The organism is Streptomyces parvus, assembly GCF_014648875.1.
GTDB classification, from domain to species: domain Bacteria; phylum Actinomycetota; class Actinomycetes; order Streptomycetales; family Streptomycetaceae; genus Streptomyces; species Streptomyces parvus.
In genome coordinates this window covers 510,177-534,455 of record NZ_BMRY01000004.1, presented here as the reverse complement: position 1 = coordinate 534,455, position 24,279 = coordinate 510,177, and the positions used below count along the sequence as shown (strand labels likewise).

The window sequence follows — 24,279 nt, the reverse complement described above, 5'->3', positions numbered from 1 at the left end:
GGAGACTTCGATGAGCGTGACGGAGACGGGAGCCACGATCTGGCTCACCGGTCTGCCGAGCGCGGGCAAGACCACCATCGCGTACGAGCTGGCCGGCCGGCTGCGTACCGAGGGCCACAAGGTGGAGGTGCTCGACGGCGACGAGATCCGCGAGTTCCTCTCGGCGGGGCTCGGCTTCTCCCGCGAGGACCGGCACACCAACGTGGCCCGGATCGGCTTCGTCGCCGAACTCCTCGCCGCCAACGGTGTGAAGGTGCTCGTCCCCGTCATCGCCCCGTTCGCCGACAGCCGCGAGGCCGTCCGCAAGCGGCACGCCGCCGAGTCCACCACCTACCTGGAGGTGCACGTCGCGACGCCCGTCGAGGTGTGCTCCGTACGCGATGTGAAGGGCCTTTACGCCAAGCAGGCGGCCGGCGAGATCAGCGGGCTCACCGGGGTCGACGACCCGTACGAGGCCCCCGAATCGCCCGACCTGCGGATCGAGTCGCACCAGCAGACCGTGCAGGAGTCAGCGGCGGCGCTCCACGCGCTGCTCACCGAGAGGGGCCTGGCGTGAGTGCCGTCACCACCACCGTGTCCGAGGACACCGCGAACCCGTACGCGCTCAGCCACCTGGACTCCCTGGAGTCCGAGGCGGTCCACATCTTCCGTGAGGTGGCGGGCGAGTTCGAGCGGCCGGTGATCCTGTTCTCCGGCGGCAAGGACTCCATCGTGATGCTGCACCTGGCGCTGAAGGCGTTCGCGCCGGCACCGGTGCCGTTCACGCTGCTGCACGTCGACACCGGGCACAACTTCCCCGAGGTCCTGGACTACCGCGACCGTACGGTCAAGAAGCACGGGCTGCGGCTGCACGTCGCCTCCGTGCAGGAGTACATCGACGCCGGGAAGCTCCGGGAGCGCCCCGACGGCACCCGTAACCCTCTCCAGACCGTGCCGCTGACCGAGGCGATCCAGCAGCACCGCTTCGACGCGGTGTTCGGCGGCGGGCGGCGCGACGAGGAGAAGGCGCGCGCCAAGGAGCGGGTGTTCTCGCTGCGCGACGAGTTCTCCCAGTGGGACCCGCGCCGTCAGCGGCCCGAGCTGTGGCAGCTGTACAACGGCCGGCACGCCCCGGGTGAGCACGTCCGGGTCTTCCCCATCTCCAACTGGACCGAGCTGGACGTCTGGCAGTACATCGAGCGTGAGTCCATCGAACTGCCGGAGATCTACTTCGCCCACGAGCGCGAGGTGTTCAACCGCAACGGCATGTGGCTGACGGCGGGTCACTGGGGCGGTCCGAAGGAGCACGAGGCCACCGAGACCCGGCTCGTGCGCTACCGCACGGTCGGCGACATGTCCTGCACCGGTGCCGTCGACTCCGACGCCACCACGCTGGACGCCGTGATCACCGAGATCGCCGCCTCCCGGCTCACCGAGCGGGGCGCGACCCGTGCCGACGACAAGATGTCCGAGGCCGCGATGGAAGACCGCAAGCGCGAGGGGTACTTCTAACCATGACCACCACAGCCGAGCAGTTGTCGGCCACCACCCTGCTGCGGTTCGCCACTGCCGGTTCGGTGGACGACGGCAAGTCCACCCTCGTGGGACGTCTGCTGCACGACTCCAAGTCGGTCCTCACCGACCAGCTGGAGGCCGTCGAGCAGGCCTCCCTCAACCGCGGGCAGGAGGCGCCGGACCTGGCGCTGCTGACCGACGGGCTGCGCGCCGAGCGGGAGCAGGGCATCACCATCGATGTCGCCTACCGCTACTTCGCCACGACCCGGCGGCGGTTCATCCTCGCCGACACCCCGGGCCATGTGCAGTACACCCGGAACATGGTGACCGGCGCGTCCACCGCCGAGCTGGCCGTGGTGCTGGTCGACGCCCGCAACGGGGTCGTCGAGCAGACCCGCCGGCACGCCGCCGTCGCCGCGCTGCTGCGCGTCCCGCACGTGGTGCTGGCGGTCAACAAGATGGACCTGGTCGACTACGCGGAGCCCGTGTTCGCCGCGATAGCGGAGGAGTTCACCGCGTACGCCGCATCCCTCGGCGTCCCGGAGATCACCGCGATCCCGATCTCGGCGCTGGCCGGGGACAACGTGGTGGAGCCGTCCGCGCACATGGACTGGTACGGCGGGCCGACCGTCCTGGAGCACCTGGAGACGGTCCCGGTCAGCCACGACCTCACCGCCTGCCACGCACGCTTCCCCGTCCAGTACGTGATCCGCCCGCAGTCCGCCGAGCACCCCGACTACCGGGGGTACGCCGGTCAGATCGCCGCCGGGGTGTTCCGCGTCGGCGAGTCCGTCTCCGTACTCCCCTCCGGGCGTACGACGACGATCACCGGCATCGACGCGCTCGGCGAAAGCGTGGACATCGCCTGGGCGCCGCAGTCGGTGACGCTCCGGCTGGCCGACGACATCGACATCTCGCGCGGCGATCTGATCGCCCCCGCCGTCGACGCCCCGCCGGTCACCCAGGACGTGGAGGCGACCGTCTGCCACGTGGCCGACCAGCCGCTCTCGGTGGGGCAGCGGGTGTTGCTCAAGCACACCACCCGCACGGTCAAGGCGATCGTCAAGGACATCCCGTCCCGGCTCACCCTGGACGACCTCTCCCAGCACCCGGCCCCCGGCCGGCTGGTCGCCAACGACATCGGGCGGGTCGTCGTGCGCACCGCCGAGCCGCTCGCGCTCGACGCGTACGAGGACTCCCGGCGCACCGGCTCGTTCCTGCTGATCGACCCGGCGGACGGGACGACGCTGAGCGCCGGCATGGCGGGGGCCGCGTTCGCCGGGGCGGCCGAGGCCGTCGTGGCGGCCGACGACGACGCCGAGTGGGACTTCTGATGGCCACCGACTTCTTCTCCTCCTTCGCGAAGGAGGGCGGCCGGGTGGGCAGCGGCGCCCTCGGCAGCGGCCAGGGCGGGGTCGGGCGATGTGCGTGATGACGTACGCGCACCGCTCGCGCGCCCTGAACCCCCCGCATCCGTACCGCCGAAGACCTGCCGACCTCCCGGCCGCGCCCCCCTGACCAGACAGCGGGGCGTGGGACCGGGCCAACGAGAGGAAAGCCTCCCGTGCCTGCCCCCCGTTCCACCGTCCGTCGCGGCCTGGCCGCCGTCGCCGCCCTGCCACTGCTGGCCCTGGCGGCCACCGCCTGCGGCTACGGCTCCGAGGCGAAGGAGGACGACGCCAGGACGAACGTCTCCGCCGGAGGGAAGAAGCTCTCCTCCGACACCGTGAAGATCGGGTACTTCCCGAACCTCACGCACGCCACCGCCCTGGTCGGTATCCAGGAAGGCACCATCCAGAAGGAACTGGGCGGCACCAGGGTCGAGTCGACGACCTTCAACGCGGGTCCGTCCGAGATCGAGGCGCTGAACGCCGGCTCCATCGACATCGGCTTCATCGGCCCCTCCCCCTCCATCAACGGGTACAGCAAGTCCCAGGGCAAGGGGCTGCGGATCATCTCCGGTTCGGCCTCCGGCGGGGTGAAGCTGGTCGTCAACCCGGACAGGATCAAGACCCTGGACGACCTCAAGGGCAAGAAGATCGCCACCCCGCAGGTCGGCAACACCCAGGACGTGGCCTTCCTCAACTGGATCTCCGAGAAGGGCTGGAAGGTCGACGCCCAGAGCGGCAAGGGCGATGTCTCCGTGGTCCGTTCGGACAACAAGGTGACCCCGGACGCCTACAGGTCCGGTGACCTGGACGGGGCCTGGGTGCCCGAGCCGACGGCCTCCAAGCTGGTCTCCGAGGGTGCGAAGGTGCTCCTCGACGAGAAGGACCTGTGGCCGGACAAGAAGTTCGTGATCACGAACATCATCGTGTCGCAGAAGTTCCTCGACGAGCACCCGGACGTGGTCGAGGCGGTGCTGAAGGGTTCGGTCGCCACCAACAAGTGGATCAACGCCAATCCGGAGAAGGCCAAGGCGTCCGCCAACAAGGCGCTGGAGAACCTGAGCGGCAAGCCGCTGCCCCAGGAGATCCTCGACCCGGCGTGGGAGTCCATCGAGATCACCGATGACCCGCTGGCCCAGACGCTCAAGACGCAGGCCGGTCACTCGGTCAAGTCCGGTCTGCTCAAGGAGCCGAACCTCCAGGGCATCTACGACCTGGGCCCGCTGAACAAGATCCTGAAGGCCGAGGGTCTGCCCGAGGTCGCCGACGCCGGTCTCGGCGTCAAGTAACCCGCCCATCCGCAGCAGGAGTCAAGAATTCCCAGGAGGTGACGACCATGGCGACCCCCATCCTCACCAAGGCCGAGGACCGTACGGCGGTCGAGCACGCAGCCCGTCTCTCGCATGTCTCGAAGTCCTTCGCCGGACCCACGGGGCAGCAGCTCGTGCTGGACGACATCACCCTCGATGTCGCTCCGGGTGAGTTCGTCACCCTCCTGGGTGCGTCCGGCTGCGGAAAGTCGACGCTGCTCAATCTGGTGGCCGGACTCGACCGCCCGTCGCAGGGGTCCATCGAGACCCCCGGCGGGCGGCCGGCCCTGATGTTCCAGGAGCACGCACTCTTCCCGTGGCTGACCGCGGGCAAGAACATCGAACTGGCCCTGCGGCTGCGCGGGGTGCCGAAGTCGGAGCGCCGCACCGAGGCGGAGCGGCTGCTCGAACTGGTCCGGCTCGGCGGGGCGTACGGCAAGCGGGTGCACGAGCTGTCCGGCGGTATGCGCCAGCGGGTGGCGATGGCCCGCGCGCTCGCCCAGGACAGTCAGCTCCTGCTGATGGACGAGCCGTTCGCGGCGCTCGACGCCATCACCCGGGATGTGCTGCACGACGAGCTGACGCGGATCTGGGCGGAGACGAACGCCTCGGTCCTGTTCGTCACCCACAACGTGCGTGAGGCCGTACGGCTCGCCCAGCGCGTCGTGCTGCTGTCGTCCCGGCCGGGCCGGATCGCCCGGGAGTGGACGGTCGACATCGAGCAGCCGCGCCGCATCGAGGACACCGCCGTGGCGGAGCTGTCCGTCGAGATCACCGAAGAACTGCGTGGGGAGATCCGCCGACATGGCCAGCACTGACATCACGTCCGACCGGAAGCGGCCGGACAGGACGGCCGCCGGACCGGTCGACAGGAAGCCCGACGACCTGGCGGGTCTGGAGGCCGGGCTCGACGCCCTGGAGGCCGTGCAGATCCGCCGCACCCCGGTGGGCGAGATCCTGCTGCGCAAGGTGCTGCCGCCGGTCGTGGCGGTGGCGCTGGTCCTGGTGGTCTGGGAGCTGCTCGTCCGCGCCCAGGTGACGGAGACCTACAAGCTGCCGCCGCCGTCCGCGGTGTGGGACAGCGCGCGCGAGATGTGGCTGCAGGGCACGCTGCTGGACGTCGTCTGGACCAGCGTCTCGCGCGGTCTGCTCGGCTTCCTGCTCGCGGTCGCCATCGGTACGCCACTGGGGCTGCTGGTCGCCCGGGTGAAGCTGGTCCGGGCCGCGATCGGCCCGATCCTGTCCGGGCTCCAGTCGCTGCCCTCGGTGGCGTGGGTGGCCCCGGCGGTGATCTGGCTCGGGCTGAACGACCAGATGATGTTCGCGGTGATCCTGCTGGGCGCGGTGCCCTCGATCGCCAACGGTCTGGTCTCCGGCGTCGACCAGGTGCCGCCGCTGTTCCTCCGGGCGGGCCGCACGCTGGGCGCGACCGGGCTGCGCGGGACCTGGCACATCGTGCTCCCGGCGGCGCTGCCCGGCTATCTGGCGGGCCTCAAGCAGGGCTGGGCGTTCTCCTGGCGCTCGCTGATGGCCGCCGAGATCATCGCCTCGTCCCCCGAACTGGGTCTGGGCCTCGGTCAGTTGCTGGAGAACGGCCGCAGCAACTTCGACATGCCGGGGATCTTCCTGTCGATCCTGCTCATCCTGTTCGTCGGCATCGCCATCGACCTGCTCATCTTCAGTCCGCTGGAGCGGTGGGTGCTGCGCAGCCGCGGTCTCCTCGTCAAGAACTGAGCCTTCCCATGACGCATCCCACTCTCCTCGTCATCGCCCACGGCAGCCGCGACCCGCGGCACGCCGCGACCGTGCACGCGCTCACCGAGCGGGTCCGCGCCGAGCGGCCGGGGCTGCGGGTGGAGACGGCGTTCCTGGAGTTCAACGCCCCGTCCGTGCCCCGGGTGCTGGAGCGCCTGGCGGCCCAGGGCGCGGACGAGGTCGTCGCTCTCCCGCTCCTCCTCACCCGGGCGTTCCACGCCAAGACCGACATCCCCTCGGTCCTGCGCGAGGCCCGCGCCCGGGTGCCCAGGCTGCGCATCCGGCAGGCCGACGTCCTCGGCCCGTCCCCGCTTCTGGGCGCCACCCTGGGGCGGCGGCTGCGGGAGGCCGGGGTCCGTCCCGGCGACCTCCCCCGGACCGGGCTCGTCCTGGCCTCGGCGGGATCCACAGACCCGGAGGCGATCGCAGTGATCGCTGAAATCGCGCGGGAGCTGCGGCACACCGGTTGGTGCGCCGTGCGGCCTGCGTTCGCCTCCGCACTCCTTCCCCGTACCGAGGACGCGGTACGGGAACTGCGCGCCGAGGGCGTGGACCGGGTGGCGGTGGCCCCGTACGTCATCGCCCCCGGCCGGCTCCCCGACCGCATCGCGGCGGGCGCCGAGGCGGCCGGCGCGGACGTCCTGGCCGATGTTCTGGGCCCCGCCCCGGAGTTGGCGCGGCTGCTGCTGCATCGGTTCGACGAGGCGCGGCTGCCGGTGGGGGCGTCGCTGTCGGCGTGAGGGCCCGGGGAGGGCGGGGCGGCTCTCAGCCGATCAGACCGGCGACCGCGCAGACGACGGCCCCGAGGGCCATGGTGTCCGCGCCCACCGACCAGGTGTACCGCCGCTCCACGGGCGCGTAGCGCGAGGACGTCTCGCGGGACCGGGGCGAGCCCGACCGGGCCGAACGCGCTCGGGGCGGCTTCGACCGGGCCGCGCGGACATGGGCTCCCATGGCGTCGGCGCAGACGCTGGAGAAGTCGTAGAACAGATCCCACAGAGATCCGCCCAGCAACCAGAAGTGGACCTCTTCCCCCGCGTGGGTCTCCAGGGCGAGCGGCGAGCAGCCCTCCGGACGGACGAACCGCTTCACTGCGGAGCAGGGCATGATGTGCCCTCGCCGATTCGGCCGGTAGCCCCGCACACGCTGCACGAGCGGGGTCCCGGCCCGTACCGGGCGCCCAGCCCCGCTTCCCACAGTCCCGCCCCCGTCGCCATGTCCACGATCCTATGGACGGGCCGGCGCGGGCCCACCGGCGACCCCGGCGGCTCAGTCGCAGGACAGCCCGCCGGACCGCGCCCGCTTGAGTTCGAAGAAGCCCGGGTGGTTCGCGAGGACGCGGAAGCTGTCGAAGAGTCCGGCCGCCTCCTCGCCGCGCGGAATCGCGTTCAGAACCGGGCCGAACCAGACCGTGCCGTCGACATGGATCGTCGGCGTGCCCACGTACGCGTCCTGTTCCGGGTCCTTGCCCGCTTCGTGGTGGCGGGCGACCTCGTCGTCGTACGCCGTGGAGTGCGCGGCTTCCGCCAGGGCGGCGGGCAGGCCGAGTTCGGCCAGGGAGGCGGCGGTCACCGCGTCGAAGTCCTCCTCCTTGTGCTGGTGGATACGGGTGCCGAGCGCGGTGTAGAGGTCCCGCAGGATTCCGTCACCGTGGGCGGCGGCCGCGGCGACGGCCACCCGGACCGGGCCGATCGACTTGTCGACGAGCTCGCGGTACCAGTCGGGCAGTTCGTTGCCCTCGTTGTGCAGATAGAGGCTCATGGGCCGGAAGCGCAGCTCGATGTCCCGGTGGCGCTCCACCTCCAGCATCCAGCGGGAGGTGATCCAGGCGAACGGGCAGGCGGGGTCGAAGAAGACGTCGACGGTGGTGGGGGCGGCGGGACCGGTGGCGGGGTGCTGTGTGCTCATACGGGTCAGCCTAGGCCGCGAGTGGCACGCGCTTCCGGGCCAATCCGGGGCCGGTTCGGTGGGCCACTTCCGTACGCCTCCCGGGGCGGGAAACGGCCGAACAGGCGCCGTTGACGGGCAACGGGCCGCATGTCAGCGTCGGTTCGCGCGGAACGACCGTGCACGGTCCCGCCGGCTGGGCGGGCGACCGGGAGGGGAACCATCATGAGAAGACGCGGGTCCACGACGATTCCGGCGTTAGCACTGGCGCTGTCCGGGGCGATGCTCACCGCCGGGGCTGCCGCACCGGCCCTGGCCGCCGGCAGCGGGCACACCGGCACACCGCCGGTCGCCGAGGCGTTCCGGCTCCAGGCCGATCCGACGCCCGAGGAGCAGGAGAGTCTGAGGGAGATCGCGGGCGCCATCTGGACGCCCCAGCTGGCCGCCGGCTGGAACATGAACACCGAGGTCGCCGGCGTACTCTCGCAGGCCACCGACCAGATCCTGCGGTGCTCCGAGGCGTTCGCGCTGGTGCCCCGGCCGCCGGGCTTCGTCCCGGGCCTCGGCTACCTCGTCCAGTACTGGAAGAACCTGCGCGACTACTTCCTCGTGGTGAAGGACAACCGCACCTACCGCGCCTGCGTGGTCGCGACGGCCGCCAACTACCGCTCCGCCATCGAGATGGCGTCGGCGGGCATCTGAGCCCGCATCGGGCGGGCCGTCGTACGCGCGGACAGATGCGGCGGCCCGTCAGCCGAGGGTCTTGGCCGGCTCCTCGGACTCCGGCTCCGGGGTGTGGTGGCGGCCGACCGGGATCACCAGCGGGGTGCGGCTGACCGGGTCCGTGGTCACCTGGCAGCGCAGGCCGAAGACGTCCTCGACCGTTTCGGCGGTGATCACATCGGCGGGCGCGCCCTCGGCGACGATGTCGCCCTTCTTCATCGCGATGACGTGGTCCGCGTACCGGCAGGCCTGGTTGAGGTCGTGGAGGACCATGACGATCGTGCGTCCCTCGCGCCGGTTGAGGTCGACGACGAGGTCCAGCACGTCGATCTGGTGGGCGAGGTCGAGATACGTCGTCGGCTCGTCGAGGAGGAGCACCGGGGTGCCCTGGGCGACGGCCATGGCGATCCAGGCGCGCTGGCGCTGGCCACCGGAGAGTTCGTCGACCGCACGGCCGGCGAGGTCGGTGGTCCCGGTGGCGGCGAGCGCGTCGTGCACCGCCTGCTCGTCGGCCTTGGTCCACTGCCGCCACCACGTCTGGTGCGGGGAACGGCCCCGGTTGACCAGGTCGATGACGGTGAGGCCCTCGGGGGCGACCGGCGACTGCGGGAGGATGCCGAGCTGCTGGGCCAGCTCCCGGGTGGGGATGGAGTGCAGGGCCCGTCCGTCCAGGCTGACCGCGCCTTCGCGGGGCGCGAGGAGGCGGGCCAGGGCGCGCAGCAGGGTCGACTTGCCGCAGGCGTTGGCGCCGACGATGGCGGTGATCCGGCCCGGCGGCACGGCCAGGTCGAGGCCGCTGACGACGGCGCGGTCGTCGTAGCCCAGGTGCAGGCCCTCGGCCCGCAGATCGGGTTCGGCGGTGGACATCGGTCAGCCTCCTGAGCCCGCGCGGTTGACGCGGATGAGCAGCCAGAGCAGCACCGGGGCGCCGAGCACTCCGGTGATGATCCCGACGGGCAGTTCGGTGCCGGGGATCAGTTCGCGTGCGACGACGTCGGACGCGAGGACGACGAAGGCGCCGGTGAGTCCGGCGGCGAGCGGCGGCGGCCAGGAGGTGCGGCACAGCCGCTGGGCGATCTGCGGGGCGGCGAGCGCCACGAACGCCACGGGTCCGGCCGCCGCGGTGGCGAAGGCGACGAGGCCGACGCCGGTGAGCAGGACGGTGAGCCGGACGGTCTGGACGCGGGTGCCGAGCCCCTTGGCCACGTCGTCGCCGAGTTGCAGCGTACGCATGAGGCGGCCGATGAGCAGGGCGGCGGGGACCAGGACGGCAAGGGCGTACGCGAGGGGCTCGGCCTGTTGCCAGTCGCGGCCGTTGAGGTTGCCGACGAGCCAGCCGAGGGCGGCCTGGGCCTGGAAGCGGCCGCCCCGGGCGAGCAGGTAGTCGGTGGCGCTGAGGCAGATCCAGGAGACGCCGATGCCGACGAGGATGATGCGGTAGCCGGTGGTGCCGCGCCGCCAGGCGAGCCCGTAGACGATCAGGGCGCTGGCGAGGGCGCCGAAGAGGCCGAGTGCCTGGGTGCCGAGGCCGAAGTCCCAGCCGAGCACGATGCCCGCGACGACGGCCGTTCCGGCGCCCTGGGTGAGGCCGATCATGTCGGGGCTGGCCAGGGGGTTGCGGGTCATCGTCTGGAGGAGCGCGCCGGACATGCCGAACGCGATGCCCGCCAGCAGGCCCGTCATGGCGCGGGGCAGCCGCAGTTCCTGGACGACGAGGAGGGTGCCCGCGTCCCCGGAGCCGGTCAGCGCGCGGGCGACGTCGGCGAGCGGGATGCCGTACTCGCCGATGGAGACGTGCCAGCACAGCGCCGCGAACACGGCGACGACGAGCCCCGCGCTGACGGCGAGCTGACGGGGGCGCAGGGTGCCGGAGAGCGGCGGGAAGGCGAGGCGGAAGGGGCGGGCGGCGGCCTTCGGGAGCGGGGTGCGGGGCCCGGTGGTCGCCGTGGTCCGGGTGGACTCGGCGGGTCCGGTGGTCTTCTCGGGCACGGTGTCGGTGGGCCCGTCGGGCCCGGTGGTCTTCGAGAGCGGGGTGTCCGGTGTCATGGTCAGATCTCCGCGAGGCGACGTCGGCGGACCAGGGCGATGAAGAACGGTCCGCCGATGAAGGCGACGATGATCCCGGCCTGTACCTCGACGGGCCGGGCGATCACCCGGCCGAGGATGTCCGCGCCGAGCAGCAGGGCGGCGGCGAGCCCGGCCGAGAGCGGCAGCAGCCAGCGGTGGTCGGGGCCGAGTCCGGCGTACTGGGCGAGGACCCGGGCGACGTGCGGGACGACGAGGCCGAGGAAGACGACGGGGCCGATCACCGCGACGGCCGCCCCGGTGAGCAGGGTGACGGCGACGACGCCCTGGAGGCGGACGAGGCCGAGCTTGCGGCCGAGGGAGGCGGCCACGTCGTCGCCGAGGGCGAGGCTGTTGAGGGCGGGAGCGCTCGCCAGGGCGAGGAGGGCGCCGAGCCCGAGGAAGGGCAGGATCCGCAGCACGGTGGAGGCGTCCTGGTCGGCGAGCGAGCCGGCCGACCAGAACCGGAAGCGGTCCAGCGCGGCCGGGTCGGTGAGGACGACGGCGCTGGTCAGTGAGGACAGGACGGCGGTGACGGCGACCCCGGCGAGGGCCAGCTTCACCGGGGTCGACCCCGAACGCCCCATCCGGCCCAGCAGATAGACGACGACGCTCGCCGCCATGGCCCCGGCGAAGGCGAACCAGATGTAGCCGAACAGCGAGCCGATCCCGGCGACCCCGGCGGCGATGACGATGGCGAACGCGGCCCCGGCGCTGACGCCGAGGATGCCGGGGTCGGCCAGCGGGTTACGGGTCAGCGCCTGCATCACGCAGCCGGAGAGGCCGAGCGCCGCTCCGGCGGCCAGGCCCAGCGCCGTGCGCGGGATGCGCACGGACCAGATGACGTCCTCGATCCGGGGGCCGGTCGGCCGGCCCGTCAGGGCCTTGATCACATCGCCGGGCGGGATGCTGAGCGCCCCGAGGCCGATCGAGAGCAGGCAGAGCACGGCCAGCAGCGCGGCGAGCGCGGCCACGAGCAGGGCGGGACGCCATCGGGCGGGGCGGGTCACGGGGCTGGCTCCACGGTCCGGTTCCTCACGGGAGGGGTGGGCGGGCCGCCCCGCGTCTGCGGGGCGGCCCGGAAGGGAGGAGGGGGCGTCAGGACGCGGGGTGGACGACCTTCGTGTCCGTCTTGCCGTCGACGGCGGCGGCCAGCATCGGAACCAGGCGGTCGACGGTGTACGGGATGCTCAGCGGGGTCACGAAGGAGATGGCGCTGCCGAAGTGGCTGCTCTCCTCGATCATGACCTCGCGGCCCTCCTTGACCGCGTCGAGCTTGCCGTACAGCGGGTCGGCGTGGAGCTTCTCGGCGTCCTTGGCCGGGTCGGTGACGATCCAGGCGACGGCGTCCGTGTCGAGGAGGTCGGTGCGCTCCTTGCTGATGTTGGCGCCGAACGCGTCACCGACGACCTTGTCGAGGCCCGTCGGGAGCTGGAAGCCGAGGCCGGTCAGCACGCGCGAGCGGTTGTCCTGCGGGCCGTAGACGTACATGCCCTCGTACGGCGTCGCCATGACCGCCGTCTTCCCCTTGAACTCGGGGTGCGCGGCCGCGGCGTCGGCGATGTGCTTCTCGGTCTCGGCGACCAGCGCCTTCGCCTCGTCGCTCTTGCCGAGGGCCTTGCCGACCTGCGTGGTCTGGTCCTGCCAGGAGATGCCCCAGTCCGCGCCGCCCTTCGGCTGTGCGACGACCGGCGCGATCTTGGAGAGGGTGCGGTACTGGTCCTTGGTGAGGCCCGAGTACAGCGCGAGGATCAGGTCGGGGCGGAGCGAGGCGATCTTCTCGACCTGCGGGCCGGTGCCGTCGTCGTGCAGGACGGTGGGGCGCGCCTTGTCGCCGAGCGCCTTCTCGGCCCAGGGGCCGATGGCGCCCTTGAACTCGCCGAACCACTCGGTCGTGCCGACGGGCACCTTACCGAGGGCGAGGACCGCGTCCTGGTCGGAGAGGCCGACGGTGACGATGCGCTGCGGGTCCTTCTTGACGGTGGTGGTGCCGTACTTGTGGTCGAGGGTGACCGGGAAGGCCCCCTTCGGCGCGCTGTCGCCGGACGGCGCGGCCTTGTCGTCGCTCTCGCCGGACCCGCAGGCGGCGGCTCCGAACAGCAGCAGGGCGGACGCGGCCACGGCGGTGAGCCGGGTGCGCTGGATCATGCGGAACATGACGGATTCCTTCGGGAGGACGGCATTCGCCGGGGACGGGGCGGGGGGGTGCGTGGGGTCGGGGGTGCCCGGGTCAGGGGTGCGGTGCGGTGGTGGCACGGCTGCCGGACCAGGCGCGCCAGAGGGCGGCGTACGGGCCGTCCGCGTCGCGCAGTTCTTCGTGCGGGCCGCTCTCGACGACGCGTCCGGCCTCCAGCACGACGACCCGGTCGGCGGCGACGGCCTGGGTGAGGCGGTGGGCGACGACCAGGGCGGTGCGGCCGGCCAGCGCGGCCTCGGCGGAGCGTTCGAGGACCCGGGCGCCCGCGCTGCCCGCCTCGGCGGTGGCCTCGTCGAGGACGGCGAGGGCGGGGTCGGCCAGGACGAGCCGGGCAAGGGCCAGTTGCTGGGCGCGGGCGGGGTCGAGGCGGTGGCCGCCCTCGCCGACGACGGTGGCGAGCCCGTCGGGGAGCGCCTCGGCCCAGTCCAGGGCGTGCACGGTGGACAGGGCGGTGCGCAGGTCGGCGTCCGAGGCGTCGGGGCGGGCGAGCCGGAGGTCCTCGGCGAGGGAGCCGGTGAAGACGTGGACTTCCTGGGTGACCAGGACGACCGCTGCCTCTCCGGTGCCGGCCGGCGCCGTGACCGTGCCCGTGGTGGGCTGCTGGACGCCGGCGACGATCCGGGCGAGGGTCGACTTCCCGGCCCCGCTGGTCCCGACGAGCGCGACGTGTTCGCCGGCCTTCAGGGTGAGGGAGACCTCGTGCAGCACGGGGCGGCCTGGTCCGTAGGCGTGGCTGACCTCGTGCACGATGACGGCGGCTTCGGAAGAAACGGTGCGCTGCTGCGGTACGGAGACGGGAGCCGCCTTCCCGGCCGTCGGCTCCGGCTGTTCCGCGAGGTCGGTCACGCCGACCAGCCGGGCCAGTCCGGCCGCCGCCGACTGGGCGTCGTCGAGCAGCACGAGCGCGGCGTTGACGGGGCCGAAGAGGCTGTGGAAGTAGAGGGCGGCGGCGGTGGCCGTACCGATCGACACCGCTCCGTCGCGGACCAGCCAGAATCCGGCGATCAGGACGGCGGCCAGGCCGATGTACTCGGCGATGTGCAGCCGCCCGTAGAAGCCGAGGACCAGGTTGACGCTGCGCATGGTGAGGTCGACGGCCTTGCGCGAGCGTCCGGCGCTGCGCTCGGTGTGCTGCTCCTCCAGCCGGTGGCCGCGTACGGTCACGGCGCCGCCGATGGTCTCCAGGAGCTGTTGCTGCTGGGCCCCGTTGGCGACCCGCTGGTCGGCGTAGAGGGTGAGGGCGCGGCGTACGTACCAGCGGGCGGTCAGCAGTTGGACGGGGACGGCGAGGAGCGCGGCGAGCAGGAACCGTACGTCGAGGAGGGCCAGCGCGCCGAGGGTGAGGAGGATCGCGAGGACGGAGCGGGCCATCTCGGGGAGCGCGGAGCGGACGGCTTCGGCGACCCGGGCGACGTCGCCGGTGACGCGGGCGGTGAGGTCTCCGGCCCCGGCGCGCTCCAGCCGGTCGGCGGGGAGGTTCAGGGCGCGTTCAACGAACCGCTCGCGGAGCCGGGCCAGTACGGTCTCGCCGAGCCGGGCGATCCGGGTGAGCCCGAGCGTGGTGGTGAGGCCTTGGACGACGGCGACCGCGACGAGGAGGACGACCGGGAGGGTCAGGTCCCCGGCGGGGCGGCCGTCGGCGACGATGTCGACGATCCGGCCCAGCAGCGGCTGGACGAGGAGGCCGACGGCGGTGGCCGCGACCAGGATACCGAGGCCGGTCAGGGCGAGGCCCCGGTCGGGGCGGATCAGCGTGCGCAGGGCGGCCCGGGTGCGGGCGGGGGTGGCGATGGGGAGCAGCTCGGCGCCGGTGTCCGCCGTGGGCGAGGGAGTGGTCATGTGAGCACCGCCGTGCGGTAGGCGGGATGGTCGCGTACGAGGTCCTCGTGCGGGGCCTCGGCGGTGATCGTGCCGCCGTCGACGAGGACGACGCGGTCGGTGGCGGCGAGCAGGGCGGGGCTGCTGGTGACGAGGACGGTGGTGCGGCCGGTGCGGGCGCGCCGGATGCCGGCGGCGATCCGGGCCTCGGTGGCGGCGTCGACCGCGGTGGTCGGGTCGTGGACGACGAGGACGCCGCGGTCGGCGGCGAGGGCACGGGCCAGGGCGACGCGCTGGCGCTGGCCGCCGGAGAGCGAGCTGCCGCGCTCGCCGATCCGGCCGCCGGTGCCGCCGGCCAGGGCGGAGGCCACTTCGTCGACGGCGGCGGCGTCCATCGCGGCGCGCGGGTCGCTTCCGGCGGGGGCGGCGGCGGTGACGTTCTCCAGGAGGGTGCCGTCGAAGAGCTGGGCGTCGTGCTCGGCCACCAGCAGCACGGAGCGCAGGGCGGCGGGGGCCAGTTCGGTGAGGGGGACGCCGTCGAGTTCGACGCTGCCGCGCTCCGGGTCGCAGCGGCGGGCCAGGCAGTGGAGCAGGGTGGCGGCGTCGGCCGGGTCGGTGACGACGACGCCGAGGTGTTCGCCGGGGCGGACGGTCAGGTCGAGGGCGTCGAGGCCGGCGTGGCCGAGTCCGTTCAGGCGCAGTTCGCCGGGGGCGTGGGCGGCCGGTTCGGCGGAGCCGCCGGTCGTCTCGCCCGGGGCGGCCAGCACGTCGGCGATCCGGGCGGCGGAGGCGCGGCCCTTGGCCAGTTCGGCGCCGACCCAGGCCAGCACGCTGATCGGTCCGGGCAGGAAGAGGGCGAGGCCGACGGCGGAGACGAGGGCGCCGAGGCCGATGGAGCCGCTGAGGACCAGGCGGCCGCCGACGAGGGCGACGAGCGCGATGAACGAGCCGGTCAGCGTCAGCATCAGGCCGGTCTGGAGGGCGGCGGCGCGGGCTGCGCGCACATTGGCGTCGCGGGAGGCCTGGCTGGTGGCGCGGTAGCGGTCGACGGCGGCGCGCTCGGCCCGCAGGCCCTTGAGCACGCGGACCCCGGCGACCAGGTCGGCGGCCACCCCGGAGGCGTGGGCGGCCTGTTCCTGTTCGGCCTCGCTGCGGTGCTCCAGGGGCCGGGCCAGGAAGTGGCCGAGCGCCATCAGGACCGGGGCGCCGATCAGGACGAGGAGCCCGAGGGGCAGGGAGGCGCGGAGCAGGAGCACCGCGCCCGCGACGACTCCGACGACGGCGGCGATGCCGAGGGTCAGGGCCATGTTGACGGCCCCGACGCGGCGGGCGTCCTCGGTGGCCACGTTCACCAGCGCCCCGGGCGGGCGGCCGGCCTCCGCGCCGCCGTGCGGGGCGAGGACCCGGCGTACGACGTCGAGGCGCAGCTCGTGGGCGGCCTGTTCGGCGGCGCGCTCACCGGCGCGGGCGCCGAAGCGGAAGCCGAAGGAGAGCAGGGTGTAGACGACGGCGAGGACCAGCAGCCAGACCGCCAGGGCTCCCCCGTCGGGGCGCACCACGGCGCGGTCGACGATCAGCCCGATGAGTACGGGGACGAGCGCCTCGCCGATCTGGTGGCAGGCGCCCAGGACCGATCCGACCGTGACGTCCCGACGCTGTCCCGCGACAGCTCGGCGTATGACGCCGCGCCCGGCGCTGTCAGCCCCCACTCACCTGCTCCTCAGCATGTCTACGAACGGTGGAGGGGGATTTCAGGCCACCTTCCTCCAGCCAAACGAAGGCAAGGCTAACCTGCTCGCCCGGTGGTGGGGACCCCCGGCCCCTCTCTCAGATCCGGAAGACGCGTCCGGGGACCGGACGGCACGCCCGCCCGGCGGGGCTCAAACCCCGGAGACACCTGTGCACACACCTTCCCTCTCATTCCTTCACTGAAAGGTCACAAGTCTCGGTAAGCTCCTGGACGCTGCACTCGCACCATTGAGGGGGGACTCCTTATGCATGTCCGTCATGCCCTGACCGCCGCCGCCACCGCCGCTTCGGTCCTCGCACTCGGCCTCGTGGCCGCCGCTCCGGCCCAGGCCGCCGAGTATTCTTCGGCCCTGAAGATCAAGGGTGTCCAGTACGACGCCCCCGGGCGGGACTCCAACAAGTGCTCCGGTGGCAACACCAAGAACGAGTACCTGACGATCAAGAACTACTCGCGCAGCACGACCGTGAACCTCCGGGGCTACGTCGTCAAGGACGCCGCCGGAAACAGGTTCACCTTCCCGGCGACCCACAAGCTGCAGCCCGGCGACTACATAAAGCTGCGCGGCAACCGCGGCACCGACTCCGACGCCAAGAACGTCGTCTACCGCCAGAACTGCAACTTCATCTGGAACAACGACAAGGACACCATCTACCTGTACAAGCCCTCCGGCGCCCGTGCCGACGTCCACTCGTACACCAAGAAGTCCAACGACCGCGACGGCAACGGCTACATCACCTACCACGGATGAGCCGCTGACGGCCGGCGGCAGCCCTCGGGAAGGGGTGCCGCCCGGCCCGTCCCGCCGGGTCCAGCAGGCGCGGCTCGCCCTCGATGGCCGCTGCCACGGCGGGCGACGGCTCAGTCACGAGTCAGCTCCACCAACTGGGCCACGGTGTTCCAGTTTCGGGAGGTGGCGACGAGGCCCTTGACATGGCGGGGGCGGCCCAGCGCGACGGCCAGCTTGGAGCGGCCGAGGCCGTCCGGGGCGTACAGGTACATACAGCGGTCGCCGAGCCGGAACTCCTCCGGCAGGAACGCTTCCGCGTCCAGGTCCGCGAAGCGGCTCGCGTCCACGGGCCGGTCGAAGTAGGTGACGTGGAGCTGCTTGCCCTCCAGTTCGGCGGCGGGGAAGGGGCAGGCGTCGGCGACGGCCGCGAGATACGCGGCGTCCCGGACGAGACAGTCGACGGCGAACCCGAACCGCTCGTGCAGGGCCTGTTCGAGCGCCGCGGCAAGGGCGTCGGCGTCCTCGCTGTCGCTGCGGAAGACGGCGTTGCCGCTCTGCAGGTGGGTGGCGATGCCGGTGTGCCCCAGCCCGGCGAGCACATCGCGCAGTTCGGGCATCGGGACCTTCTTGCTGCCGCCCACGTTGATCCCGCGCAGGAGCGCTGCGTACGTCGTCGTCATGGCCACCCACCCTAGGTCGATATCCCGGACACGCCGCAGCCGCCGCGCCCCGTGGGGGCGAGCGCGGCGGCTGCTGTGCGGACGGTGGCCGGGCGGTGGGGGGTGTGTCCACCGCCGCCCGGCGTCCGGTCGGGACCGGGGTCCCGACCGGGTATTACGCGTGACCGGGTATTACTCGACGACCTTGAGGAGCAGGTTCGGCGTGCCCTCGGTGGCGTTGCTGATGGCGTCCGGGGTGGCTCCCTCGGTCAGCGCCGTGGCGACGGCCTCCGGGGTGGCGTCCTGGTGGCCCGCCAGGTAGACGGCGGCCGCGCCGACGACGTGCGGGGTGGCCATGGACGTACCCGAGATGGTGTTGGTGCCGCTGTCGCTGTCGTTCCAGGTCGACGTGATGTCCGAGCCCGGGGCGTAGATGTCCACGATGGAGCCGTGGTTGGAGAAGTCCGACTGCTCGTCGGCCTCCGTGGACGAGGCGACGGTGATCGCCTCGGGGACGCGGGAGGGCGAGCCCTGGCCGGCGTCGCTGGACTCGTTCCCGGCGGCCACGCCGAAGGTGATGCCCGCGGCGATGGCCTTCTGGACCGCCGCGTCGAGGGCCGGGTCGGCCCCGCCGCCGAGGCTCATGTTGGCGACGGACGGGCCCTTGGCGTTGGCGGTGACCCAGTCGATGCCGGCGATGACCTGCTCGGTGGTGCCCGAACCGTTGTCGTCGAGGACGCGGACGCCCACGATGTTCGCCTTCTTGGCGACGCCGTGCGCGGCCCCGGCTATGGTGCCCGCCACGTGGGTGCCGTGCCCGTTGCCGTCGTCGGCGTCGTCGTCGTTGTCGACGGCGTCGAAGCCGGAGGTGGCGCGGCCCTCGAAGTCCTCGTGGGTGACACGCACACCGGTGTCGATGACGTACGCGGTGACGCCCTCACCGCCGGAGTCCGGGTAGGTGTAGGCGCTGTCGCCCGCGGTCTCGGTCTGGTCGATCCGGTCCAGGCCCCACGACGGCGGGTTCTCCTGGGTGGCGTTGATGCTGAACTTCTTGTTCTGCACCACCTTCGCGACGGCCGGGTCGGCGGCGAGGCGCTTGGCCTCGGTCTCCGAAAGGCCGCTGGCGGAGAAGCCGTTGATGCTGGAGTTGTAGTCGCGCTTGAGCTTGCCGCCGTACTCCTTGGCGAGCTCCGACTTGTCGGCCTTCTTCTCGTCCAGCATGACGATGTAGCTGCCGGAGACCGCGGTCGCGGCGTCGGTGCCGTACACCGTCCCCATGGGGGCCGGTGCGGCTCCCGCGAACGAGGTTCCGAGAAGGGTGACTCCGGCGGCGGCCGCCACGGCGGTGATCGCGGCGGTGAGCTTGATGCGACGGGTGCGCTGGTGCTTGGCCATGAAGAGGGTTCTCCTCGTCATTCTTTGTGGGGGGATTGGCCCTCGGCCGGAAGATCTCCGGGGGCTGGCTCGAAACCCTGACCGATTGACGAGCACAGATCAAGACCTTCATGGAGGTGTGACTTGCTCAACAAGGTTTCGTAATAAGAAATCGGCCCTGGCTGGTCACAACGGCCGCGGAGCCCGACCGTGCGGTTACCTCGCCCGGATCGGCGGCTCCGCGGCCACCCCGGGAGGACCGTTCCACCCCGCATATCCCCTGTTCAGAGCGGAACTTGAGGCGCGGAGCGCTGATCGCCCGCCCGGCGTCGGCACCCTCCCCGAGCCCTCTGGGGCAGGAGTGACCATGCGTGAAGACACGTGAAGACCCGTGAAGGTGTGCGCATGAGGGGTGAACGCCCGGTCCCGGGTGTGAAATCGCGAGGGCGTGCGTGCAGATGCGCCGACCGCCTCCGCCGCGACATCGGGTTCACGGAGCCGTAACAGAAGCGTCCCGCCCCGGGTAACCGCAGGTCGCGGCGGTCGGGGCGGGACGGAGAACGTCCGGATACCAGTCAGGCGGATCCGCTCAGCGCGACAGCTCCGCCTCGATGAGGTCGGCGGCCCTCGGCGTGCCGCCCTCCCGCGCCATCTGCTCGCTCAGGCGTGCGCACCGGGCGGCGACTTCGGGATCGTCCACGAGGGCGAGCACGGCCTCGCGCAGGCTCGCCGCGTCCGCTTCCTCCATCGGCAGATGCCGGGCCACACCCAGGGACTGGAGCATGTCCGCGTTGCCGAACTGGTCGACGGCCTGCGGTACGGCGACCATCGGGGTGCCCGTGGCGAGCCCCTCCTGACTGCCGCCCGCGCCGGCGTGGGTGATGAAGGCGTCGGCCTGCTTGAGGACGGCCAGCTGCGGAACCCAGGTACGTACGTCCACATTGCCGGGTACGTCGCCGAGTTCGGCGGGGTCGACGTGCGCACCGATCTGGAGCACCACATGCCAGCCGGGCAGGTCACCGAAGGCCGCGACGCACTCGCGGTAGAAGGCGGGCTGCTTGGTGAACGAGGAGCCGAGCGAGACCAGCAGCACCTTCTCGGCGCCGGCGGGCCGCTGCCACTCCCCCTGGTCGGCCCGGTCTCCCTGGCAGGCGCCGACGAAGGTGTACATCTCGCGGTTCACCCGGTCCGCGTTCGGCTGGAGCGCCTCGGGGATGAGGACGAGGCCGCGGCGCGGGCGGGCCACGAAGTCGTCGCTGGGGACGTGGCCGAGGCCGTTCTCGGTGAGCCAGCTCTCGAAGCGCGCGTAGTACGCCTTGCCGCGCTCGGTCTGCTTCAGCTCGGCGGTCATCGGCTCGCCGACCTCCTTCTCGTACCCGTCCCAGGGGACCAGGTTGGGCCAGAGGGAGACGGCGGGGACGCCCCAGCGGTGGGCGAGGACGCGGGCGGGATAGGAGGTGATGTCGTGCAGGACGAGGTCGGGCTCGTCGCCCGCGAAGGCCTCCGCGAGCTGCGGGAGGGCCTGGATGGCGTCGGCGAGGAAGGGTTCGATGTTGTCGATCAGCTCCGTCCCCCAGGCGTCGGGGTCGTCGTCGGTCGGCAGGGTCGAGGTCCAGATCACCGGCTCGGCGCCGGTGGCGGCGACCTTCTCCGCGAAGGACGCGGGGATGGCGTAGCTGACACGGTGTCCACGGTCGACGAGCTCGCGGATGACGTCGAGGCTCGGGTTCACATGTCCGTGGGCGGCGATGGAGAACATGGCGATGTGGGCACGCGGGGATTCCGTCATGCCGGCGACTCTAAACGAGACGAGACGTCTCGTGCAACTTCTTTCTCCGTGCGGATCCGTCCGGGATCAGCGTTGGTAGCGGGCCAGCACCCGATTCCCGTCCTCCACCAGCCTCTTGCTCAGCTCGTCGGTGTCGATCGCACCGCTGTAGAACTCCTGGTACGCGGGGGTCGCCACCTTGTCCTTCCACTCGGGATAGCCGCGCACCGACTGGGCGGGCGCAGGCCGCAGCCCCTCGGCGAGCGCGGCGCCGACGGCCCACCCGTGCTCGGCCACCCGCAGCGACGGATCGGCCAGCGCCTCGGTCCCGGTGGGCAGCATCCAGTCGCCCCGGGCGAGGCGCACCATGTTCGCGGGGCGCAGCAGGAAGTCGATGAACGCGACGGCCTCCTTCTTGTGCGGGCTCTCCTCGGCGACCGACAGCGTCTGCGGGCTCACCCCCTGGACCGGGCCGCCCGCACCCGCGGGCATCGGCAGGACCGTCCAGTCGAACCCCTCGGGGGCCTGCTGGATGATCTGCTGGCGGTAGGAGAACCCGAGCGGGAGCATCGCGTACCTGCCGCCGAAGAACCCGGGCAGCGCGTCCGAGCCGCCCATGCCCAGGGCGCTGCGGGCCGCGCTGCGGTCGGTGTTGACCTGGTCGTGGATGGTGCCGGTGACCACGCCGTCGCCCGGTTCGAAGCGCAGGACCGCCTTGCCGTCACCGTCGCGGTGGAAGAGCTGCCCGCCGCCGGACAGGCCCAGGTTGAGGGTGACGGAGACGGGCTCCTTGAGCGGCCAGGCGATCCCGTACCGCCCCTTGCCGGTCAGCTCCTTCGTCACCTGCCGGAACTCCTCCCAGCTCCAGGGGCGCTCCGGCGTCGGGATGCGCGCGCCCGAGGCCTTCAGCAGCTTCGTGTTGGCGATCAGAACGCGGGGCTCCTGGAGGAAGGGCACCCCGTGGACGCCCTCGCCGAACGTGGTGGTGCGCCAGGACTGTTCGGGGATGTCGGCCTTGAGCCGTTCGGGCAGGAGGGGGCGCAGATCGGCGAGGTACCCCCCGTACGCGAAGTCGGCCAGGTCGTCGGAGGCGTCGTGGATGATGTCGGGGGCCTCGCCGCCCTCGAAGGAGGTGAGGAGCTGGTCGTGGACGCTGTCCCAGCTGCCCTGGACGTACTCCACCTGGACGTCGGGGTGGGCGGCGTTCCACTCCCTCACCAGCTGTTTGTTGGCGTCGACGGACTCCTTCTGCCAGGCCAGCGACTGGAACCGCAGCCGGATCGTGCCGTCCGCGTCCCGTCCGTCGTCGCCGCCGCCGGAGCAGCCGGTGAGCAGCAGGGCCAGGACGGCGGCGGCGGTGGCCGCCCGCCGGAGAGTGGCGCGCATCAGTGCTTCACCGCCCCGGCCGTCATCCCGCCGGTGATCCGCCGCTGGATGAAGGCGAAGAGCACGAGGGAGGGGAGGGTGGCGAGGAACGCGGCGGCGGCGAGCGGCCCGAGGTCGGCCACGCCCTCCGCGCCGAGGAAGTGGGTGAGGACGACCGGCAAGGTCTGCTTCTCCGGGGTCTTGAGCAGGACGAGTGCGAAGAAGAACTCGTTCCATGCGGTGATGAACGCGAACAGCGCGGTGGCGACGATGCCGGGGGCGAGCAGCGGGGCGACGACCGAGACGAGGGTACGGACGCGGCCCGCGCCGTCCACGGCGGCGGCCTCCTCCAGTTCCGTGGGCACGGCGCGTACGTACCCGGCGAGCATCCACAGCGCGAAGGGCAGCGACCAGACGACGTAGACGAGGATCAGCCCCCACAGGGTGTTGATCAGATGCAGGTTCTTCAGGATCAGGAAGAGCGGGATGATCACCAGGACGAACGGGAACGCCTGGCTGACCACGACCCAGCCGGTCGCCGCGGTGGCGAGGCGGCCCCGGTGGCGGGCCATCACATAGGCCATCGGGGTGGCGATCACGACGGCGATCAGCGCGGCGGAGACGGCGGCGACCAGCGAGTTGCCCGCGGCCTGGAGCAGCGGCTGCTCGTCGAAGGCCTGCCGGAAGTTGTCCAAGGTCGGGTTCTCGGGGATCCAGGTGGGGTGCAGCGAGCCCAGTTCGCGGGCGGGTTTGAAGGCGGTCGAGATCAGCCATACGAACGGGAACGCCAGGAAGACCAGATACGCCAGGAGGGCCAGGTACTGCCCGGCGCGCGCGGCCCTGCCGGTCCGCAGCCCGGTGGACTCACGGTCGGGCGCTCCGCGTGTCAGCAGCCCACGCCTCATCGGCCCCCGCCTCTCCGGTGCTCGCCTCATCGGTCCTCGCCTCCTCTGAGCCGGCCGACGAGGTAGAGGGCGAGGAGTACGGAGATCACCGCGACCATCACACAGCCCATCGCCGCGGCGTAGCCGAACTGCCCGTAGCGGAAGGCCTCCTCGTAGGCGAAGAGCATCGGCAGCCGGGTCCGGCCCCCGGGTCCGCCGCTGGTCAGGACGTAGACCAGGGCGAACGAGTTGAAGTTCCAGATCAGGTTGAGCGCGGAGATCGCGAGCGCGATGGGCTTGATCGCGGGCCAGGTGACCGTACGGAACCGGCGCCAGGCACCCGCGCCGTCCAGGGCGGCCGCCTCGTGGAGTTCGCGCGGGGTGTTCTGGAGTCCGGCGAGCAGGGCCACGGTGGTCTGGGGCATGCCCGCCCAGATGCCGACGAGGATGACGGCGGGCAGCGCGGTGGCGAGGCCGGTCAGCCAGTCCCGCCCGTCGCCGAGTCCGAGGTCGCGGATGGTCTCGTTGAGGATGCCGGCGTCCGGGTTGTAGACGAGCCGCCACATGATGCCGACGACGACCTCGGGCATCGCCCACGGGACGATCGCCAGCGCCCGGGCCAGCCAGCGCAGCCGCAGGTTCTGGTTGAGCAGCAGGGCGAGGCCGAGGGCCAGGAGGAACTGCGGGACGGTGACGCCGACGGCCCAGACCAGGCCGATCCGGAACGAGTCCCAGAACAGGGTGTCGTGCAGCAGGTCCTGGAAGTTGAGGGTGCCGATCCACTGGGTGGAGCGGGTCCGGCCGGACTGGGCGTCGGTGAAGGCGAGCGCGATGCCGTAGAGGAGCGGTCCGACGCTGAGGATCAGGATCGGGATGAGCGCGGGCAGCACCAGGAACCAGGCGGCCCGGTCCCCGAACGCCTTGCCCCGGGGCGGCCCCGGGGGTCCCGGCCGCCAGCCCTTCCGCGGCCGCCCTCCCTGTCCGCCGTGTCCGTCCCGTCCGCTGCGCCCGCCGTGCGGGTCGTCCGGTCCGGACCGCTTCGTCGCGGTCACCGATGTCACGAGAAGCCCCCTCTGTCCCGTATCTACCTGATCGTGCGCCTGAGGCGGACTTCAT

At 72.1% G+C, this 24,279-nt stretch carries 22 protein-coding genes and 2 pseudogenes; 9 read left to right on the top strand and 15 right to left on the bottom strand.

What is annotated here, in order from left to right; genetic code table 11:
* The first annotated feature begins 10 nt into the window (after positions 1-10).
* The 7 genes from cysC (at position 11) to IE140_RS15890 (ending at position 6,687) form a co-directional block, all read left to right on the top strand.
* Entirely contained in the window at positions 11-556 is a 546-nt protein-coding gene (gene cysC, locus IE140_RS15925; RefSeq protein ID WP_010059288.1) for an adenylyl-sulfate kinase, read from the top strand.
* Entirely contained in the window at positions 553-1,491 is a 939-nt protein-coding gene (gene cysD, locus IE140_RS15920) for a sulfate adenylyltransferase subunit CysD (protein ID WP_032775246.1), read from the top strand. Before cysC ends, cysD begins: the two co-directional genes overlap by 4 nt.
* Before the next feature lie 2 nt (positions 1,492-1,493).
* Positions 1,494-2,828, top strand: coding sequence for a sulfate adenylyltransferase subunit 1 (locus tag IE140_RS15915; protein ID WP_088574882.1), 1,335 nt, complete (start codon positions 1,494-1,496; stop codon positions 2,826-2,828).
* Positions 2,829-3,058: 230 nt separating this feature from the next.
* A complete protein-coding gene (locus IE140_RS15905; protein ID WP_150194231.1) occupies positions 3,059-4,171 on the top strand; it encodes an aliphatic sulfonate ABC transporter substrate-binding protein in 1,113 nt (370 codons plus the stop codon).
* Between the two features lie 47 nt (positions 4,172-4,218).
* Positions 4,219-5,010, top strand: coding sequence for an ABC transporter ATP-binding protein (locus tag IE140_RS15900; RefSeq protein WP_150194233.1), 792 nt, complete (start codon positions 4,219-4,221; stop codon positions 5,008-5,010).
* Positions 4,997-5,926: an ABC transporter permease gene (locus tag IE140_RS15895; protein WP_150194235.1), complete on the top strand. Its 930-nt coding sequence runs from the start codon at positions 4,997-4,999 to the stop codon at positions 5,924-5,926. The genes IE140_RS15900 and IE140_RS15895 overlap by 14 nt, the downstream gene beginning before the upstream one ends.
* Before the next feature lie 8 nt (positions 5,927-5,934).
* On the top strand, positions 5,935-6,687 hold the full coding sequence (locus tag IE140_RS15890; RefSeq protein WP_150194237.1) for a sirohydrochlorin chelatase: 753 nt from the start codon (positions 5,935-5,937) through the stop codon (positions 6,685-6,687).
* A 25-nt stretch (positions 6,688-6,712) separates the two neighbouring features.
* Here the strand turns inward: IE140_RS15890 and IE140_RS15885 are convergent, their stop codons facing one another.
* Together IE140_RS15885 and IE140_RS15880 are read right to left on the bottom strand one after the other, a co-directional pair.
* The gene (locus IE140_RS15885; protein ID WP_229826809.1) at positions 6,713-7,054 is read right to left on the bottom strand and encodes a hypothetical protein; all 342 of its coding nucleotides are present in this window, start codon (positions 7,052-7,054) and stop codon (positions 6,713-6,715) included.
* A 162-nt stretch (positions 7,055-7,216) separates the two neighbouring features.
* Positions 7,217-7,855: a mycothiol-dependent nitroreductase Rv2466c family protein gene (locus IE140_RS15880; protein ID WP_032768339.1), complete on the bottom strand. Its 639-nt coding sequence runs from the start codon at positions 7,853-7,855 to the stop codon at positions 7,217-7,219.
* 204 nt (positions 7,856-8,059) lie between these two features.
* On the opposite strand from IE140_RS15880, the gene IE140_RS15875 reads away from it, so the two are divergent.
* Entirely contained in the window at positions 8,060-8,536 is a 477-nt protein-coding gene (locus IE140_RS15875) for a hypothetical protein (RefSeq protein WP_167533472.1), read from the top strand.
* Between the two features lie 48 nt (positions 8,537-8,584).
* On the opposite strand, the gene IE140_RS15870 is transcribed toward IE140_RS15875, so the two are convergent.
* The 6 genes from IE140_RS15870 to IE140_RS15845 all read right to left on the bottom strand — a co-directional run bounded on the left by IE140_RS15870 (position 8,585) and on the right by IE140_RS15845 (position 16,345).
* The gene (locus IE140_RS15870; RefSeq protein WP_150194239.1) at positions 8,585-9,424 is read right to left on the bottom strand and encodes an ABC transporter ATP-binding protein; all 840 of its coding nucleotides are present in this window, start codon (positions 9,422-9,424) and stop codon (positions 8,585-8,587) included.
* 3 nt (positions 9,425-9,427) lie between these two features.
* The gene (locus IE140_RS15865; protein ID WP_229826808.1) at positions 9,428-10,603 is read right to left on the bottom strand and encodes a FecCD family ABC transporter permease; all 1,176 of its coding nucleotides are present in this window, start codon (positions 10,601-10,603) and stop codon (positions 9,428-9,430) included.
* A 2-nt stretch (positions 10,604-10,605) separates the two neighbouring features.
* Positions 10,606-11,631, bottom strand: a complete 1,026-nt coding sequence (locus tag IE140_RS15860; protein ID WP_093445100.1) for a FecCD family ABC transporter permease — start codon at positions 11,629-11,631, stop codon at positions 10,606-10,608.
* A gap of 88 nt (positions 11,632-11,719) precedes the next feature.
* Complete coding sequence (locus IE140_RS15855) at positions 11,720-12,778, bottom strand: iron-siderophore ABC transporter substrate-binding protein (RefSeq protein WP_093445101.1); 1,059 nt, start codon at positions 12,776-12,778, stop codon at positions 11,720-11,722.
* A gap of 73 nt (positions 12,779-12,851) precedes the next feature.
* The gene (locus IE140_RS15850) at positions 12,852-14,657 is read right to left on the bottom strand and encodes an ABC transporter ATP-binding protein (RefSeq protein WP_150196652.1); all 1,806 of its coding nucleotides are present in this window, start codon (positions 14,655-14,657) and stop codon (positions 12,852-12,854) included.
* Positions 14,654-16,345: an ABC transporter ATP-binding protein gene (locus tag IE140_RS15845; RefSeq protein ID WP_150196651.1), complete on the bottom strand. Its 1,692-nt coding sequence runs from the start codon at positions 16,343-16,345 to the stop codon at positions 14,654-14,656. Before IE140_RS15845 ends, IE140_RS15850 begins: the two co-directional genes overlap by 4 nt.
* A gap of 285 nt (positions 16,346-16,630) precedes the next feature.
* On the opposite strand from IE140_RS15845, the gene IE140_RS15840 reads away from it, so the two are divergent.
* Positions 16,631-17,134 (top strand): lamin tail domain-containing protein, encoded by a 504-nt coding sequence (locus tag IE140_RS15840; RefSeq protein WP_032775235.1) that lies wholly within the window; start codon positions 16,631-16,633, stop codon positions 17,132-17,134.
* A gap of 43 nt (positions 17,135-17,177) precedes the next feature.
* Here IE140_RS15840 and IE140_RS36040 read toward each other — a convergent pair.
* From IE140_RS36040 to IE140_RS15810, 7 genes and pseudogenes are all read right to left on the bottom strand, one after another.
* Positions 17,178-17,252 (bottom strand): annotated as a pseudogene (locus IE140_RS36040) (DUF4440 domain-containing protein); the annotation flags it as partial.
* A complete protein-coding gene (locus IE140_RS15835; RefSeq protein ID WP_150196650.1) occupies positions 17,245-17,793 on the bottom strand; it encodes a DUF1697 domain-containing protein in 549 nt (182 codons plus the stop codon). The pseudogene IE140_RS36040 and the gene IE140_RS15835, both read right to left, overlap by 8 nt.
* A 171-nt stretch (positions 17,794-17,964) precedes the next feature.
* Positions 17,965-19,167 (bottom strand): S8 family peptidase, encoded by a 1,203-nt coding sequence (locus IE140_RS15830; RefSeq protein ID WP_109180590.1) that lies wholly within the window; start codon positions 19,165-19,167, stop codon positions 17,965-17,967.
* A gap of 568 nt (positions 19,168-19,735) precedes the next feature.
* Positions 19,736-21,002, bottom strand: a pseudogene (gene mgt / locus IE140_RS15825) (macrolide-inactivating glycosyltransferase).
* The gene (locus IE140_RS15820) at positions 21,002-22,300 is read right to left on the bottom strand and encodes an ABC transporter substrate-binding protein (RefSeq protein ID WP_150196649.1); all 1,299 of its coding nucleotides are present in this window, start codon (positions 22,298-22,300) and stop codon (positions 21,002-21,004) included. Before IE140_RS15820 ends, mgt begins: the two are co-directional and overlap by 1 nt.
* A complete protein-coding gene (locus IE140_RS15815; RefSeq protein ID WP_050487023.1) occupies positions 22,300-23,184 on the bottom strand; it encodes a carbohydrate ABC transporter permease in 885 nt (294 codons plus the stop codon). The genes IE140_RS15820 and IE140_RS15815 overlap by 1 nt, the downstream gene beginning before the upstream one ends.
* Before the next feature lie 26 nt (positions 23,185-23,210).
* Complete coding sequence (locus IE140_RS15810) at positions 23,211-24,224, bottom strand: carbohydrate ABC transporter permease (RefSeq protein WP_150196648.1); 1,014 nt, start codon at positions 24,222-24,224, stop codon at positions 23,211-23,213.
* Between the last annotated feature and the right edge of the window lie 55 nt (positions 24,225-24,279).

Excerpts from the sequence above, each read along its gene's own strand:
- IE140_RS15890 (WP_150194237.1), top strand. The coding sequence starts at position 5,935 with ATGACGCATCCCACTCTCCTCGTCATCGCCCACGGCAGCCGCGACCCG.
- IE140_RS15875 (WP_167533472.1), top strand. The coding sequence starts at position 8,060 with ATGAGAAGACGCGGGTCCACGACGATTCCGGCGTTAGCACTGGCGCTG.
- IE140_RS15850 (WP_150196652.1), bottom strand. The coding sequence starts at position 14,657 with ATGACCACTCCCTCGCCCACGGCGGACACCGGCGCCGAGCTGCTCCCC.
- IE140_RS15820 (WP_150196649.1), bottom strand. The coding sequence starts at position 22,300 with ATGCGCGCCACTCTCCGGCGGGCGGCCACCGCCGCCGCCGTCCTGGCC.
- IE140_RS15865 (WP_229826808.1), bottom strand. The coding sequence starts at position 10,603 with ATGACACCGGACACCCCGCTCTCGAAGACCACCGGGCCCGACGGGCCC.
- IE140_RS15880 (WP_032768339.1), bottom strand. The coding sequence starts at position 7,855 with ATGAGCACACAGCACCCCGCCACCGGTCCCGCCGCCCCCACCACCGTC.
- IE140_RS15900 (WP_150194233.1), top strand. The coding sequence starts at position 4,219 with ATGGCGACCCCCATCCTCACCAAGGCCGAGGACCGTACGGCGGTCGAG.
- IE140_RS15895 (WP_150194235.1), top strand. The coding sequence starts at position 4,997 with ATGGCCAGCACTGACATCACGTCCGACCGGAAGCGGCCGGACAGGACG.
- IE140_RS15840 (WP_032775235.1), top strand. The coding sequence starts at position 16,631 with ATGCATGTCCGTCATGCCCTGACCGCCGCCGCCACCGCCGCTTCGGTC.
- IE140_RS15830 (WP_109180590.1), bottom strand. The coding sequence starts at position 19,167 with ATGGCCAAGCACCAGCGCACCCGTCGCATCAAGCTCACCGCCGCGATC.
- IE140_RS15815 (WP_050487023.1), bottom strand. The coding sequence starts at position 23,184 with ATGAGGCGTGGGCTGCTGACACGCGGAGCGCCCGACCGTGAGTCCACC.
- IE140_RS15855 (WP_093445101.1), bottom strand. The coding sequence starts at position 12,778 with ATGTTCCGCATGATCCAGCGCACCCGGCTCACCGCCGTGGCCGCGTCC.
- IE140_RS15915 (WP_088574882.1), top strand. The coding sequence starts at position 1,494 with ATGACCACCACAGCCGAGCAGTTGTCGGCCACCACCCTGCTGCGGTTC.
- IE140_RS15885 (WP_229826809.1), bottom strand. The coding sequence starts at position 7,054 with ATGCCCTGCTCCGCAGTGAAGCGGTTCGTCCGTCCGGAGGGCTGCTCG.
- IE140_RS15870 (WP_150194239.1), bottom strand. The coding sequence starts at position 9,424 with ATGTCCACCGCCGAACCCGATCTGCGGGCCGAGGGCCTGCACCTGGGC.
- IE140_RS15835 (WP_150196650.1), bottom strand. The coding sequence starts at position 17,793 with ATGACGACGACGTACGCAGCGCTCCTGCGCGGGATCAACGTGGGCGGC.
- cysC (WP_010059288.1), top strand. The coding sequence starts at position 11 with ATGAGCGTGACGGAGACGGGAGCCACGATCTGGCTCACCGGTCTGCCG.